The 14799-nt window shown below is 63.2% G+C and carries 13 protein-coding genes; 3 read left to right on the forward strand and 10 right to left on the reverse strand.

The genetic code is table 11. The features are described 5' to 3' along the window. Positions 1 to 32: 32 nt before the first annotated feature. The 6 genes from cobM to AC02Y0_RS08955 all read right to left on the reverse strand — a co-directional run bounded on the left by cobM (position 33) and on the right by AC02Y0_RS08955 (position 7682). Positions 33 to 812, reverse strand: coding sequence for a precorrin-4 C(11)-methyltransferase (gene cobM, locus AC02Y0_RS08930; protein WP_476383545.1), 780 nt, complete (start codon positions 810 to 812; stop codon positions 33 to 35). A 155-nt stretch (positions 813 to 967) separates the two neighbouring features. Then, positions 968 to 2803, reverse strand: a complete 1836-nt coding sequence (gene cobJ, locus AC02Y0_RS08935; protein WP_476383546.1) for a precorrin-3B C(17)-methyltransferase — start codon at positions 2801 to 2803, stop codon at positions 968 to 970. Continuing rightward, on the reverse strand, positions 2803 to 3540 hold the full coding sequence (gene cobI, locus AC02Y0_RS08940; protein WP_476383547.1) for a precorrin-2 C(20)-methyltransferase: 738 nt from the start codon (positions 3538 to 3540) through the stop codon (positions 2803 to 2805). The genes cobJ and cobI overlap by 1 nt, the downstream gene beginning before the upstream one ends. Continuing rightward, positions 3537 to 4778, reverse strand: coding sequence for a precorrin-6y C5,15-methyltransferase (decarboxylating) subunit CbiE (gene cbiE, locus AC02Y0_RS08945; RefSeq protein WP_476383549.1), 1242 nt, complete (start codon positions 4776 to 4778; stop codon positions 3537 to 3539). Before cbiE ends, cobI begins: the two co-directional genes overlap by 4 nt. Next, a complete protein-coding gene (locus AC02Y0_RS08950) occupies positions 4771 to 5433 on the reverse strand; it encodes a precorrin-8X methylmutase (RefSeq protein ID WP_476384002.1) in 663 nt (220 codons plus the stop codon). Before AC02Y0_RS08950 ends, cbiE begins: the two co-directional genes overlap by 8 nt. A gap of 887 nt (positions 5434 to 6320) precedes the next feature. Next, positions 6321 to 7682 carry a sirohydrochlorin chelatase gene (locus AC02Y0_RS08955; protein WP_476383550.1) on the reverse strand — a complete coding sequence of 454 codons (1362 nt, stop codon included), beginning with the start codon at positions 7680 to 7682 and terminating at the stop codon, positions 6321 to 6323. 349 nt (positions 7683 to 8031) lie between these two features. Between AC02Y0_RS08955 and AC02Y0_RS08960 the strand changes: the two genes are divergently transcribed. The 3 genes from AC02Y0_RS08960 to AC02Y0_RS08970 all read left to right on the forward strand — a co-directional run bounded on the left by AC02Y0_RS08960 (position 8032) and on the right by AC02Y0_RS08970 (position 9440). Continuing rightward, complete coding sequence (locus AC02Y0_RS08960) at positions 8032 to 8817, forward strand: TSUP family transporter (protein WP_476383551.1); 786 nt, start codon at positions 8032 to 8034, stop codon at positions 8815 to 8817. Positions 8818 to 8892: 75 nt separating this feature from the next. Further along, positions 8893 to 9147, forward strand: coding sequence for a type II toxin-antitoxin system ParD family antitoxin (locus AC02Y0_RS08965; protein ID WP_476383552.1), 255 nt, complete (start codon positions 8893 to 8895; stop codon positions 9145 to 9147). Next, positions 9144 to 9440 (forward strand): type II toxin-antitoxin system RelE/ParE family toxin, encoded by a 297-nt coding sequence (locus AC02Y0_RS08970; RefSeq protein WP_476383553.1) that lies wholly within the window; start codon positions 9144 to 9146, stop codon positions 9438 to 9440. The genes AC02Y0_RS08965 and AC02Y0_RS08970 overlap by 4 nt, the downstream gene beginning before the upstream one ends. Positions 9441 to 9467: 27 nt before the next feature. On the opposite strand, the gene cobO is transcribed toward AC02Y0_RS08970, so the two are convergent. The 4 genes from cobO to cobN are packed head-to-tail and all read right to left on the reverse strand — an operon-like array spanning position 9468 to position 14797. Next, positions 9468 to 10100: a cob(I)yrinic acid a,c-diamide adenosyltransferase gene (gene cobO / locus AC02Y0_RS08975; RefSeq protein WP_476383554.1), complete on the reverse strand. Its 633-nt coding sequence runs from the start codon at positions 10098 to 10100 to the stop codon at positions 9468 to 9470. Continuing rightward, entirely contained in the window at positions 10097 to 10543 is a 447-nt protein-coding gene (locus AC02Y0_RS08980; RefSeq protein ID WP_476383555.1) for a GNAT family N-acetyltransferase, read from the reverse strand. The genes cobO and AC02Y0_RS08980 overlap by 4 nt, the downstream gene beginning before the upstream one ends. Next, positions 10540 to 10959, reverse strand: coding sequence for a GFA family protein (locus AC02Y0_RS08985; RefSeq protein ID WP_476383556.1), 420 nt, complete (start codon positions 10957 to 10959; stop codon positions 10540 to 10542). Before AC02Y0_RS08985 ends, AC02Y0_RS08980 begins: the two co-directional genes overlap by 4 nt. Beyond that, complete coding sequence (gene cobN, locus AC02Y0_RS08990) at positions 10952 to 14797, reverse strand: cobaltochelatase subunit CobN (RefSeq protein WP_476383557.1); 3846 nt, start codon at positions 14795 to 14797, stop codon at positions 10952 to 10954. Before cobN ends, AC02Y0_RS08985 begins: the two co-directional genes overlap by 8 nt. Positions 14798 to 14799: the final 2 nt, after the last annotated feature.

Below are 14799 nucleotides of genomic sequence, written 5' to 3' on the forward strand. Positions count from 1 at the left end.
GACCCGAAGCGTGACGGCGGGAAGACCGGGTATCAGCCGGCTGCCTTCTTCTTTTTGCCGACGTTTCTCAAGACATGGCTGAAATCGGAATTGTAGAGATCGCTGTCGCGGAACTCGACATGGCCGAAGACCTTGCCGACCAAGATCAAAGCTGTGCGGGTGATTTTCGCCTTGCGCACCTCTTCGCCCATATCCTTCAAGGTGGTGCGGATGAAGAGTTCATCCGGCCAGGTGGAGCGATAGGCGATTACGACAGGGCAATCCTCGCCGTAGTAGGGCGTCAGCGTATCCCGGATATGCGCGAGATTGCGGATCGAGAGGTGGATCGCAAGCGTCGCGCGCGACTTCCCGAGGATCTCCAGCGTCTCGAATTCCGGCATCGAGGATGCCTTCATCTCGGTGCGCGTGACGATGACGGTCTGGGCGATCTCGGGAAGCGTCAGCTCGGTCTTCAGCCGTGCGGCGGTCGCCGCAAAAGCCGGGACGCCCGGAACGACATCATAGGGAATGCCCGCCGCATCGAGCCGGCGCATCTGTTCGGCAATGGCACCATAGATCGAAGGATCGCCGGAATGTACGCGCGCGACATCCTCGCCGCGTTCATGGGCTGCCACCATATCCGCGACGATCTCGTCGAGATGCATCGGGGCGGTGTCCTTGACGATCGCACCCTCCGGTGCAGCCGCGACGATCTCTTCCGGCACAAGCGAGCCTGCATAGAGGCAGACCGGGCAGCGCTCGATGAGGCGCAGGCCACGCACGGTGATGAGATCGGGGGCTCCGGGCCCAGCGCCGATGAAATAAACGGTCATGTGTTCTTCCTCTTCAACTCAATGGCAAACTAGCTGCCCCTCATCCCCCTGCCGGGACCTTCTCCCCGCGAGCGGGGAGAAGTGGCAAGACGCCGGCCGCATCGGCCTTCTCCCCGCATGCGGGGAGAAGGTGGCGGCAGCCGGATGAGGGGCTCTCAGTTGCCCTTCATGCCAGTGTCTGCCTTGCCCGAGTAACCGCGCGGCGTGTAGACCCAGGTCTTGCCGTCGCCGGTCGTCACCGTCCGGCTCTCGGACGAACCGACGACCACCACGGTCAGCATGTCGACGTCGTCGACATTCAATTCTCCGAGCGGCACGGTGCGCACGTTTTCACCCTCGCGACCAAGATTGGTGGCGAGAATGACGGGCGTCGAGGCCGGGCGATACTTGAGAAGTTCGTCACGGGCATAGGCCAGTTGCGTCCGGCGCTTCATCGAGACAGGATTGTAGAAGGCGATGACGAAATCGCCCTCGCCTGCTGCCTTCACCCGGCGCTGGATATGCTCCCAGGGTGTCAGAAGGTCCGACAGCGAGATGGTGCAGAAGTCATGGCCGAGCGGCGCACCGATGCGGGCAGCGGCAGCCTGCAGCGCGGAAATGCCGGGCGAGACCTGGACTTCGATACGGCTCGCGCCATCCGTGATGCCCCCCTTGTCAAAGAGTTCAAAGACCAGCGTCGCCATGGCGTAGATGCCGGCGTCACCCGAGCAGACCAGCGCCACCGTCTTGCCCTCACCCGCCAGCTCCATGGCATGCACGACGCGGGCCTCTTCCTTGCCGAGATCGAAATCGTGGCGGGTCTTGCCGTCGGCGAGTGGGCCGAGCAGGTCGAGATAGAGCGAGTAGCCGACGAGATCCGTGGAGGCCTGGACCATGCGCGAGACCTCGGGCGACCGCCAGCCTTCCGAGCCTGGGCCGATGCCGACGACGAAAAGCGTGCCGCGGGCACGGCCCGTCGTCTTCGGGTCGACGACATCAGCGGCCCTCGCAATCGCGGCTGTGGCCCCCTTGGACTTGATCTTCTCGACAAGGAGTTCGCCGGACGCGCCGACAGCCGCAAGTGCTGCCCCTTCGGCAACGCCATGGCAGCCGACTTCGGCAAAGACGACCTCGGACGGGTTTTTCAGACGCGGCGCCTCGGCTTCGAGCGTGGCTGCGCTGAAGAAGCGGGCAGGCACGCCGAAATGGGCGGCCACCGCATGGATCGCCGTTTCGTCGGCCTTGAGGTCGATCGAGCAGACGGAAGCGAGGCTTGTCTTCGCGAAACCACCCTTGGACAGCGCTTCCTCGGCCAAGGCAATCGCCTCTTCCGGCTTTGCATGCCGCTCGCAGCCCATGCCGAGCACCAGCGTCTTCGGATGATAGACGAGTTCCAGCTCGCCTGCGGTCTTCTGTTGGTCGGTCACGGTCAGCGTCACGCGGGCCTCTTGTTGGAATGGAAGTCTTGATTGGGTTAGCCAGTTCGCAGATGCACCCTCGAGCCGGGCGCCAGCGCCGGCCACAAGTTCGGCCATCACCGCCTTGGCCCTGTCGGGATTGGCGAGCACATAACCTTCCGGCGGCTGATCAAGCGCTACACCAAATTTCAGGTCGCCGGCCGTCGTGATTGCGGCATGGGCACCGATGGCGGTCGCGATCTGGCGTGCGAGATCATTGGCGCCGTGATGACCGCCGAGCAGCGGCACGACGGATGAACCATCCTCGGCGACGGCGAGCACCGGCGGTTCCGAGTGCTTGTCGGAGAGAATCGGCGCGAGGAGACGAATAAGCGCGCCAGACGCCATCACGGCAACGATCGGTCGGCCTCCGGCAAATAGCGCCTGCACGTGATCCTTGGCAGATGCAAAGCGCAGATCTGCCTCCTCGACGCGGGCGGCAGCGCCATGCAGTTCGCCGCCGATGTCAGCTGCAATGCGGCGACCCAGCGAAGCGGCGGCCTCACTCAGGATGACGACGACCGGTTTGGCCGGGGATGCGGCGATGCTTGTCATCAGACCGCGCTTCCCAGCGTCTTGGCGAGTGCCGGATGCCAGCGCTCCTCACCCTTGTAGATCAGAATCATCGAGAAATAGGGCGCGGTATCCTCGGCCACCTCGGCAAGCGGTGTCAGCTTCTGTTCGGCAAGGCTGACGCGCTCCGCATAGCCAGCCTGCGCGGTCAGCCCAAGGCTTTCGATCAGCGCGCGGATGCGGGCGAAATGACGGCCGAGCTTGATGATCGCGACGGCGCCGGAGGCCTCGATGCGCGCGGCAAGTTCATCATCCGACAGAGGACCGGGGAGCACCGTCAGCACATCGTTGCGGGCTGCAAGCGGCCGACCGAGGCCAGCGGCAGCGGCCATCATCGAAGAGACGCCGGGCACGACCTCTGTCGGATATCGATCCGCCAAGCGCTCGAAGAGATACATGAAGGAGCCATAGAAGAAGGGGTCACCTTCGCAGAGGACGGCGACATCCGATCCGGCATCGAGATGATGCGACAGCGTCTCGGCTGCTTTCGTGTAGATATCCTGCGCTGGAAAGCGCTCGACGCGCATCGGCACGATGATCGGCACTTCCAATTGAGCGGCGGTCAGATAGGGGGCTGCGATCTGGCGGGCGAAGCTCGGGCCGGTGTCGGGGGCCGGATAGGCAACAACAGGGCACTGCGTCAGGATGCGATGCGCCTTCAGGGTCAGCAGTTCCGGATCGCCGGGCCCGAGCCCAAGGCCATAGAGTTTTCCGGTCATTCACCCTCTCCCTTTACAACCGTCCACATCGTGACCGGCATTAGCGACTTCCAGCCGCAAAAGCGCCCGACCGGGGCCGCCCGCGAGACCTGGATACGCACGAGTTCACCGCCGTGCTGGCCGCGCAGTTCCGCCAGTCGCGCTTCACCCTCGATCGTCACGGCATTGGCAACCAGAAGGCCACCTACTCCCAGAGCTGACCAGCAGGTGTCGAACAGCCCCTCCCCGGTAATGCCGCCACCGATGAAGATGACATCCGGGCGCTTGAGACCGGACAGTGCTCCCGGCGCATGGCCCTCGACAATCTCCAGATCCGGCACGCCCAGGGTTTCGGCATTGGCGCGGATCATCGCCACCCGCTCTGGTTTCGGCTCGATGGCAATCGCCTTCGTACCCATGCCCGCGCGCATCCATTCGATGGCGATCGAGCCGCAGCCGGCGCCAACGTCCCAGAGCAGCGCATTCGGAAAAGGTGCCAGTTGCGCCAGCGTCGCGGCGCGGATTTCGCGCTTGGTCAACTGCCCGTCGTGGCGGAAAGCCTCGTCCGGCAGACCGGGTACCGGTGCCAGAAGCGGTCCGTCTTCAGCGCAATCGATGGCCAGCGTATTGAAGTCCGACATCGCAGGGCACGTCTCGGCCATTTCCAGCGCGGTCATGCGCAGAATGCGCTCGCGATGGCTGCCCATGTGTTCGAGCACATGCAGCACCGAGGCGCCAAAGCCACGCTCGGCGAGCAGCACGGCGGCCGCCTGCACGGTGGAGGCATCCGAGGTCAGCGCCAGAATGCGAGCGCGCGGCATGACATGGCGATTGAGGAAAGCGAGCGGTCGGCCATGCAGGGAGATCTGCGTGACCGATTGCAGCGGCCAGCCGAGCCGGGCAGCAGCCAGAGAGAAGGCGGACGGGCTCGGGAGCACCATCATCTCCTCAGCCGCCACATATCGACGGAGCGTGGCACCAATGCCGAAATGCATGGGATCACCGGTGGCGAGAACCGTTACCGGCGTGCCGCGCAGTTTCAAGATCTGCGCCAGCGTCTCGCGGAAACCTGCACCCCAGGTGAGGATGCGTTTCAGCCCGGGCAGGCTCGCGCCATCGATGACTGCATCCAGCCGCTCTCCAATCACGAGCGTCTCCGCCTGCCAGACGACCGCCTGTGCCTCGGGAGTCAGGCTTTCCAGACCGTTGTCGCCGATGCCGATGATGGTGAGCCAGGGGCCGTGCGCGTGCTCAGACATTGGTGCCGAGCCCTCCTGCCAAGGCATTCACCGCTGCGGACGCCATGGCCGAGCCGCCGCGACGACCACGGACTGCGATATAGGGAATGCCTCTGGAATTGGCGATCAACTCATCCTTGCTTTCGGCGGCACCCACGAAGCCAACGGGAAATCCGAGGATGATCGCAGGCTTCGGCGCACCAGCGTCAATGCGTTCCAGCAGGCGGAAGAGTGCCGTCGGCGCATTGCCGATAGCGACGACGGCCCCGCCGAGATGTTCATCCCAAAGGTCGACCTGGGCGGCCGAGCGGGTATTGCCAATCTCAGCTGCCTTCGGGCGCACACGCTCGTCGTTGAGCAGGCAGAGGACCTCGTTTTCCGCAGGGAGCAAGCGGCGGATCACGCCGTGGCGGACCATTTCGACATCAACGAGGACCGGCGCGCCTTTTTCAAGCGCCGCGGCACCCGCCTCGAAGGCCCCGTCCGACCATCTGACGTCATCGGCAAGGTCGACCATGCCGCAGGCATGTATGAGGCGGATGACCAGTGGCTGCAGGACGGTCGGGAAACGCTCAAGATCGGCTTCGTCGCGGATGGTGGCGAAGGACTGGCGGTAGATTTCGGCGGGGTCGCGGATGTAGTCGAGTGGCGCCGCTTCGGCGTCTTCGCCCGTGATCACCAGATCCCGATGCCCGATCCCGAGCACCCAGCCCTCTTCCGCAATGGAAACGGCCACCTCGTCATCCGTCAGCACCGCCGGACGATCAAGCAAGGCGCCAAGCCGGCCATCCGCATCGAACCGCGCAAAGGTGTCAGCAACGGTCCGCACCTGAAGGGCGTCCTTGACCTCGTCGCCCTCTGGCAGCGCAAAGAGCGACGGGTAGATTTCGGCGAAGACCACAGGTTTTTCGAAGGTGCCGGCAAACCCCGTCTCGAACGGCCATACGGCCACGTTTTCACCCTGACCGCTCTCATCGAGGAAGCGGGACAGACGCGCGATGCCAAGCAGTGTCTGGCTGCCCACGGAGCCGTTATAGGTCAGCTGCCAGACGGACTTCGCCCCCTTGGTAAAATACTCCGATCGGCGGAAGGCAAGCGGCCCCGATTGAGGGGCTGGCGGCTTCTTGTCGGAAAGATCGGCATAGGCATGCTGATGCGGCCGCCCCCAGAAGCGCGGCTCGCCGGCAAAATGGGTGGCATTCCAGCGCGAGGCGAGATCGAAGCGGTTGTTGCGGTTGTCAGGCGCATCCTCGATCTCGTCAGCGATCTTGCGCCAGAGGACCCGCCAGTCCGCCCTGCCCGTCAGTCGCTCGGCGGTGCCCGCTGGATAGCCGAAGGCAAAGTCGAAGCCGCAAAGCAGTCGTTGGCCTTCGGCAATCGCAGCGCCGACCACGACATCAAGCCGCTGCATGAAGGCATGACGGGTCGCAAAATTCTCGTTCCAGTCGATCACAACCCGATCGCCCTCGCGCCGGGCGAGGCACGCCCAGAGCGAGTTCTTGCCCGTCACCGGTTGTCCGGCACCGGACCAGTCGACGATCAGGATGCGATCGAAGAGCGGCATTACTTTTTCTTCTGCATCGACTTCGGCCCCAGCGGATGGTCGGCATGGGGGTAAGGTGCGTGATGATGGTCGTGACCGTGACCATGGGAATGACCGTGCGCATGTCCATGGTCGTGTCCGTGATCGTGGCCATGGTGATGATCATGGTCGTGGTGATGTCCGTGACCATGATCGTGGTCATGATGACCACAACCACAGTTGGGACCATGCTCGTGCTGGGCAGCCTTGCCGGAGGACGGAGCGTCCATCACGGCCTGCAGATCGGCATCAGGGGTCTTGTCCTTGAGGCCGGCATACTTGCCACCGAGTGTGAAGGACGGCGCGTAGTCGAAGGTTGGCTCGACGGGCACTGGCTTCAAAGGTGCCGGTTCCGCATGGCTGTGCAGCGGCGTCCACGGCAGGCCATGCTCGCGACAGAAATCGGGATCGCGGCAGGAGGCGTCACAATCGCCCTTGCAGGGACAGTTTTCCAAACCGCCGCCAATGCCCTCGACATGGTGATGATGGCTCTCCTGCGGCTGGCCGACATCGGCTTCGAAGCCGAGCACCTGTTCGCGGTACTTGCACATCTGGCAGTTCATGACGGCCGCGCCTTCGAGGATCTCCTTGACCCGATCCTGGAAGGCATCGAGGACCAGCGGGTGGTCGTTCAGATAGCTCGCCTTGACGAACTGGATCTCCGGGTAACGCGCGGCCACCTCGTCAGTATAGCTGTAGATGCGCTTCACCAGCACGCCGGTGAACAGGAAATAGGGGAAGACGACGATGCGCTTGTAGCCGAGCTTGGCGGCGTGCGTCAGGCCCGGCTCCACCAGCGGGAAGGTGACACCCGAATAACAGGTTTCGCCCCAACCGAAGCCCATGCCTTCCCAGAGCATGCGCATGACCTTGGTGGCGTTGGAATTGGCATCCGGATCGGACGAGCCGCGACCGACTACCATCAGCAGCGTGTCGTGCTTCTCGACGAAGCCGAGCGTTTCGTTCGCCTCGTCGACGGCCGCTTGAATGCGATCACCAGCGGCGCGGATCATCTTCAGGTCGATGCCAAGCTCGCGGCCGTAATTGACCACCATGCCCGGGTTCTGTGCCTGATAGGTGTTGAGCACCGAGGGAATGTCGTTCTTGGCGTGGCCTGCGGCAAAGAGCATGCCGGGCACGGCCAGCACGCGGGTCACGCCCTGTTCGCGCAGGCTGTCGAGACCGGCTGAAATCACCGGATTGCAGAATTCGAGATAGCCGTATTCGACCGGCATGTCGGGGTTGCGGGCGCGCAGCGCCTCTGCGATCACGGCGAATTCCTTCGCCGCGTTCTGATTGCGGCTGCCGTGCCCGCAGACCATGATTCCGAGTTTTTCCGCCATAGGTTAAGGCCTCCCTGCTTCGTTTTGTCTGCCTGTACGAAGCGCCGAACCATCCGCCTCTTCAGGCGTGGTCCATGGCCTTTGGGACAGCTCCGGAATTGGCCCCCTGATTGGGTCGGCCGCACCGGACTATTTCCAGCCTGTCGAACAGGCGCCGTCGCACATTACCCTGAGCTTTATCGAAGCCTAACCCAGCGGTCAAACCGGATTGCGGCGCTTTGTGTGACGGAAGCGGCAGTTCACAGAATGTCCCCTCTGCGACCCGCACGACACGGCCTTGCAAGGTTGCGCGGCCGAGGCGTTTGGTCCACAACGACGGCACCTTCCCTCACCCTTCACGAGTCTCCCCGTGGCCGATCTCGCCTTCCAAGCCCTGCTGCTTTTGTTCATCGCTGCCTTTATCGCCGGCTTCATCGATTCGATCGCCGGTGGCGGCGGCTTGATCACCATTCCCGCCATGCTGATCGCGGGCATTCCGCCACTGGAAACGCTTGGGACCAACAAGCTGCAATCGATGTTCGGGGCTGGCTCCGCGACGCTTGCCTATGCGCGCAAAGGTCATGTGGATCTGAAAAAGCAGCTGCCGATGGCTGTCATGGCGGTCATCGGTGGTGTCATCGGTGCCCTGATCGCAACCGTGGTGCCGGGAGACGTTCTGCGGGTGCTCATGCCCTTCCTGCTTGTTGCCATCGCGCTCTACTTTGCGCTGAAGCCGAACATTTCCGACGAAGACCGCCATCAGCGCATGACGCCCTTCATGTTCGGCGTGACGCTTGTGCCTCTGATCGGCCTCTATGACGGTGTGTTCGGCCCCGGCACCGGCTCGTTCTTCATGCTCGCCTTCGTCTCCCTTGCGGGCTTTGGCATGTTGAAGGCGACGGCGCATACGAAGCTTCTGAACCTCGGTTCCAATGTCGGCGCATTCCTGGTCTTCGTCGCAAGCGGCGTGGTGCTCTGGAAAGTCGGCCTTCTGATGGGCGTGGGCCAATTCCTCGGCGCCCAGACCGGCTCCCGCTTCGCCATGCGCCAGGGCGCCCGGATCATCAAACCGCTGCTGGTGGTGACCTGCGTGGCACTCGCGATCCGCCTGCTCGCTGACCCGACCAATCCTATCCGAGTGTGGATCGGGGTCTGAAGACTCCGTTCTTTGCAGAGCGAGAGCGCAGCGCTATATTCACTCTTGGCAATTCAGGGCCCGCAGAGAGGAACCATGGCAAAGACAGCTCTCGATCTTGGAGCTCATTGGCTGAATTTCATCGATGAAAAGGTGAAGAGCGGTCGCTATGCGTCTGCGGACGAGGTCGTGCGCGATGCGCTGAAAGGCCTGGAGGATCAGGACCGCAAGCTTGCAGACGTTCTTGTACAAATCGATGAAGGCCGGCAACAGGCGAAGGCGGGAGTGTTTGTCGACGACGATTTTCTCGACCGTCTGATAGAGGCGGATGTCGAGGTTGATCACCGTTGAGCGGCCGCTATCGCCTTACGCCGAAAGCGGCTGATGATCTCAAGGCGATCAATGACTATACCGCTCGGCAATGGGGCAATGAGCAACGCCGGAAATACCTTGGCGAACTCAGGCACCGGTTCAGATGGCTTGCCGAGCAACCCCTCCTCGGTCGGGCGCGACCCGAACTCCGTGATAACTGCTATTCCTTTCCTCAGGGCGAGCACCTGATCTTCTACGCCATCCGGTCTCCCGACATCGAAATTCTGTCAGTGATCCACAATAGGTCGCTCCCAGATTTTCTTCGGCGCTGAGTACTCAGCCCTGGGCCGTTCGCCCCCTTAGTACTCCACCCCGCTCTGGGCTTTGATGCCCGAGCGGAACGGGTGCTTTACCAACTCCATCTCCGTCACGAGATCGGCAAGCTCGATCAGCTCGTCCTTGGCGTTGCGGCCGGTCAATACGACATGGGTCATCGGGGGCTTTTCGGTTGCAAGGAACTCCAGCACGTCTGCGAGATCGATATAGTCGTAGCGGATGGCGATGTTGACCTCATCGAGCAACACCATGGAATTCAAGGGATCGCGGATCAATTCCTTGGCCTTCTCCCAGGCAGCCTGCGCCATCTCAATATCGCGCGCCTTATCCTGGGTTTCCCAGGTGAAGCCTTCGCCCATGGTGTGGAAGTCGCACAGATCCGAGAAATGCTTGAGGATCATGTCCCGTTCGCCTGTTGACATGGCGCCCTTGATGAACTGGACCACAGCGCATTTCTTGCCGTGTGCAATGTGACGGAAGATCATTCCGAAGGCGGCGGACGACTTGCCTTTGCCCTTGCCGGTATGAACGATGATCAGGCCTTTCTCGCCCGTCTTCGTTGCCATGATCTTGTCACGCGCGGCCTTCTTCTTGGCCATCTTTTCCGCATGGCGGGCGAGATCGGCCTCGCCGGTCGCAGGGATTTCCTCGGTCATGTCGCACTCCCAAATTCCTGAAATTCTTTTGCAAACCAGATTCGCTGCGGCGCGTCACCGACCTTCGGCAAACGGCCGATCTCGCGATAGCCCTCGCGAAGGTAGAAGCGTGGCGCCTGGAACTCGAAGGTGTCGAGATAAATGCCGACGAGGCTATCCTCGCGCGCCATGGCTTCGGCTCTTGTGAGAAGCCGCGCGCCGATGCCGCCGCCGCGTGCCTCGGGCGAAACAGCCAGAAGCTTGACGAAAAACCAGCGCTGCAGATGGGCGCCAATCAGCCCGCCGAGGAACTGACCCTCGGCGTCCAGGGCCCGCAGCTGAACCTTGCGACCCTCGAACGGGCGTCCCAGCGCTTCGGCGGCCTCATCGAGAATGGCATCGACCGCTCCGGTCAAGAGAGCGTCCTCGCCCTCCACCAGCTCGATATGCACCGACTTCGTCACACGCCGCCCTCGCTCTTCGGCAGGTCGTCGACCACCGTCAACCAGTCGACCCGTTCGTCCCAATGCCAGTGCTCGCGGATCGGGACGGAAAGGCCTTCATCGAGGCTCGCCACATACAGATCGATATCCTCAGGTCGGCGCTCCGTCTCAAAGGACATCGGCGATCCGCAATTGCCGCAAAAGCCGCGGCGCACGCCCGGCGAAGACGCGTAGTAGCGGAGGCTTTCACCAGAGAGCTCCGTTCCCTCTCGCGGGACCGTGAAAAAGGTGGTGACCGGGGACGATGCGGCGCGGCGGCAGCTTTCACAATGGCAATGGCCGGAGGTGCGCACAAAGCCAGTGGTGCGGAAGTGCACGCCTCCGCACAGGCAATGGCCGCTCAAAACCATCGGTTTCCCATCCTGAACGTCAGGCATGCACACCTCCTTCGACCATTTCGCTCAGCGTGAACTTGGCGGAATTGCTCTTCGGCGTCCACAGGCCGCGGTCGATCGCCTCGATCAGCCGCTCGGCGAGCTCCTTCTGAGCCGGTGCATTCTTGTCGGCCATGAAATCGCGGACCCGCTCGTCGAGGATGAACGCCTGGTAGACGGCCTCGAAATGGTGATCCCGCACGGCGCCCGTCGTCGCGGCAAAGGCGAACATATAGTCGACCGTCGCGGTGATCTCGAAGGCGCCCTTGTAGCCATGGCGCATGACGCCCTCGATCCACTTGGGATTGACCACACGAGCGCGCACCACGCGGCCGATCTCTTCCTCAAGGCTGCGGATGACGGGCTTTTCCGGCCGGGAATGGTCGTTGTGATAGACCTTGGGCCTGGCGCCAGCGACATGCTCGATCGCCGCCGTCATGCCGCCTTCGAACTGGTAGTAATCGTCGCTATCGAGCAGATCGTGTTCGCGGTTGTCCTGGTTCTGCACCACGGCCTGAACGGAGCGCAGCCGCTCCTCGAACAAACCGCGTTCCGCCTTGCCCTCCTCGCCCGCGCCGTAAGCGTAACCGCCCCAGACGAGATAGCTTTCGGCGAGATCGGCGCGGTCGGTCCAGCCCTTTCCATCGATCAGTGCCTGCAGGCCCGCGCCATAAGCGCCGGGCTTGGAGCCGAAGACGCGGTAGCCAGCGCGGCGGGCGGCCTGCTTTTCGTCCAGCCCCTCACCTCTCAGCTTTTCGGTTTCGGCCCCCACACGCGCGGCAATCGGATTGTCTCCCTCGTCCTCGTCGAGTGCCGCGACAGCTCGCACCGCCTTGTCGAAGAGTGCGATCTGCTCTGGAAAGGCGTCACGGAAAAAGCCTGAAATGCGCAGCGTCACGTCGACACGTGGTCGTCCGAGGACCGCCATCGGGATCACCTCGAAACCGGTGACGCGGCGCGACGCCATGTCCCAGAGCGGCTTGACGCCGATCAGCGCTAGGGCCTGCGCGATATCATCGCCTCCGGTGCGCATGTTCGACGTGCCCCAGGCGGTGATGCCGAAGGAAACAGGCCATTGGCCATGGTCCTGCACGTAACGCTGGATCAGGAGCTCGGCGGATTTCTTGCCGAGTTCATAGGCCGCCGGTGTCGGCACAGCGCGGCTGTCGACGGAGTAGAAGTTTCGCCCCGTCGGCAGCACGTCAGGTCGCCCGCGCGTCGGCGCACCGGAGGGGCCTGGGGGAACGAGCTGGCCGGCGAGCCCCTTGAGCAGCCCCTGGATTTCGGCAGGGCCGGAGGAGACGACGGCCGGCTTGAGGCGGGTTTCGATTTCAGTGAGCACGGATTGGGTGCGAGGCCAGTCATATGGGCACGTGACGCCGCCTGCGACCAACTGTACAGCGAGTTGCTCGATGCGCTCCACGGTGTCGCCATGAGTGCGCCAAGAGGTATCGATGAGATCGGCGAGGATCTCGGGCTTCGGGCCTGTCCACGGATCTGACATGACGCAGTCGAGAGGGTCGAAGCCTTCAGTCTTCAGCAGATCCCCAGCGATCGCGCGCTGCAAACTCGCATCACCGCCCTCGCCCTGGCCGCGTGGCACCCGGGCCAGCGCGACAACGAGATCGGTCAGCAGCCGCCCCTCCGGCGCGAGCCCGAAGATGTGCAGCCCGTCGCGGATCTGCATTTCCTTGAGGTCGCAGAGATAGGCGTCGAGCTTTTCCAGCGCCTGATCTTCCGCCTCGCCCTCGGCGATGCCCGCATCCTGATCGAGGCCGATGTCGGCGATCAGTTCCAGGATCTGTTTCTTCAAGAGAACGAGCCGGCGCGGGTCGCCGCCCGAGGCCTCATAATACTCGTCGACCAGCGCCTCCAGGTCCTTCAGCGGGCCATAGCTTTCCGCGCGCGTCAGCGGTGGCGTCAGATGGTCGATGATGACGGCAGAGCTGCGACGCTTGGCCTGCGTGCCTTCGCCGGGATCGTTGACGATGAAGGGATAGAGATGTGGCAGCGGTCCGAAGACGGCTTCCGGGAAACAGGTCTCCGACAACGCCAGCGCCTTGCCCGGCAACCATTCGAGATTGCCGTGTTTTCCCATGTGGATGATGGCCTGCACCCCGAATTCCTTTCTCAGGAAAGCGTAGAAGGCGAAATAGCCATGCGGCGGAACGAGGTCCGGCGAGTGGTAGGTTTCCTTCGGATCGATGTTGTAGCCGCGCGCCGGCTGAATGCCGATGACAAGCTTGCCGAAGCGCATGAGCGGCAGGGCAAAAGCGTTGTCGAGATGAAAGGGATCGTTCTCCGGCGCGCCCCATCGGGCGGTGACGCGATCCTGAACCTCTTTGGGAAGACTATCGAATAAGCCCCTGTAATCACGGAGGGATAGCCGTTCTCGGATGACACGTCCGTCATTCGCCGCGTTGGTCGGCCCAGCCATCAGCGCCTGTATCAGCGCATCGCCGTCAGCGGGCAGATCAGCGACGTCGTAGCCGGCGGCGCGCATGGCGCGCATGACTTCGATCGTGCCTGCCGGAGTATCAAGACCGACGCCATTACCAAGTCGTCCGTCACGGTTCGGGTAGTTGGCCATGACCAATGCCACGCGCCGGTCTGCAGGCTCGGTCGCGCGAAGTGTCGCCCAGTTCGCGGCCATTTCGGCGACGAAGCGCATGCGGCCGGCATCCGGCTCGTGGCTGACGAGATTGGCCTCGACCCGCTCATCGAACCGCGCCTTAGACTTGAAGGAAACGGCGCGTGTCAGAACCCGGCCATCGACTTCCGGCAGGGCCACGCTCATCGCCAGGTCCCGGGCGCTGAGGCCCTGGCTCGAATTCTCCCAGGTGGTGCGTGGCGAGGAGGAGAAGATCGCCTGCAGCACGACGGCACCCGTCTCATCGAGCACGGTCGACGGCTTTTCCGCGCCAGGCGTCGAGACGGCGAAACCGGTGGTGTTGATGACAACCGATGGCGGGAAGCGGTTGAATATAGCCCGCAGCGTATCGACGGAGACCTGGTCCTTGAGGCTCGACACGAAGACCGGCAGAGGAACGAGGCCCTCAGCCTTCAAGGCTTCGACCATGGCCTCGACGGGTGCGGTTTCGCCGCTCTGGACAAGGGCACGGTAGAAGCAGAGGGGGGCGATATTCCCTCTCCCTGCAGCCAAGGAGAGGGTCAGGGTTAGGGGCTGGTCTTGCTCGGTGCTTTGCCCCTCATCCGCCCTTCGGGCACCTTCTCCCCGTAGACGGGGAGAAGGAAAGGCCAGGCCCTCCCATTCCTCAACCCCGATCACGCCCCTGCCCGGCCACCAGATTCCGGCTTTCAGCAGCGGACGCGCCGGTTCCGGTCGGTCGGCACCGTCGAGAATAGCCTCGGCATAGGACACAAAAGCCGAGGCATTCCCCGCCCCGCCTTCGGTCAGATAGGTCCACAGCGCGCCGCGGTCCTCGTCTGAGCTGTTCTGGAAGGGCGAAAGCCCCTCGTCCGGCTTGTCGTCACCGGGCAGCACGACGATGGCCGCGCCGCTGCGGCGGGCTGAGGCGTGCAGGGCCTCCAGCGCATAGTGGAAGTAGCTCGCACCACCCAGCGCCCTCACCACGATCAGCCGCGCATGGCGTGCCGTGCGTTCGATGTAGGTGTCGACCGACATCGGATGCTTCAGCGTCATCAGGCTGGCAAGCCGCCAGCGAACCGCCTGCTCGCCCCTCGCCTGTACGGCGGCTGCGATCGCAGCCAGCTCCGTGTCGGCCGCCGAGAGGAACAGCACGTCCCCCGGCGTCTGGCCAAGATCGATCGCCTCGTCGCCGTCGCTAATCGATCCCTTCTGGGCAAGCAGGAGATGCATGG

Source organism: Allorhizobium sp. nf9_anc, assembly GCF_056323085.1.

Coding starts and splice junctions, on each gene's coding strand:
- cobM (WP_476383545.1), bottom strand. CDS start 812: ATGACCGTTTATTTCATCGGCGCTGGGCCCGGAGCCCCCGATCTCATC.
- cobJ (WP_476383546.1), bottom strand. CDS start 2,803: ATGACAAGCATCGCCGCATCCCCGGCCAAACCGGTCGTCGTCATCCTG.
- cobI (WP_476383547.1), bottom strand. CDS start 3,540: ATGACCGGAAAACTCTATGGCCTTGGGCTCGGGCCCGGCGATCCGGAA.
- cbiE (WP_476383549.1), bottom strand. CDS start 4,778: ATGTCTGAGCACGCGCACGGCCCCTGGCTCACCATCATCGGCATCGGC.
- AC02Y0_RS08955 (WP_476383550.1), bottom strand. CDS start 7,682: ATGGCGGAAAAACTCGGAATCATGGTCTGCGGGCACGGCAGCCGCAAT.
- AC02Y0_RS08965 (WP_476383552.1), top strand. CDS start 8,893: ATGGCAAAGACAGCTCTCGATCTTGGAGCTCATTGGCTGAATTTCATC.
- cobO (WP_476383554.1), bottom strand. CDS start 10,100: ATGACCGAGGAAATCCCTGCGACCGGCGAGGCCGATCTCGCCCGCCAT.
- AC02Y0_RS08985 (WP_476383556.1), bottom strand. CDS start 10,959: ATGCCTGACGTTCAGGATGGGAAACCGATGGTTTTGAGCGGCCATTGC.
- cobN (WP_476383557.1), bottom strand. CDS start 14,797: ATGCATCTCCTGCTTGCCCAGAAGGGATCGATTAGCGACGGCGACGAG.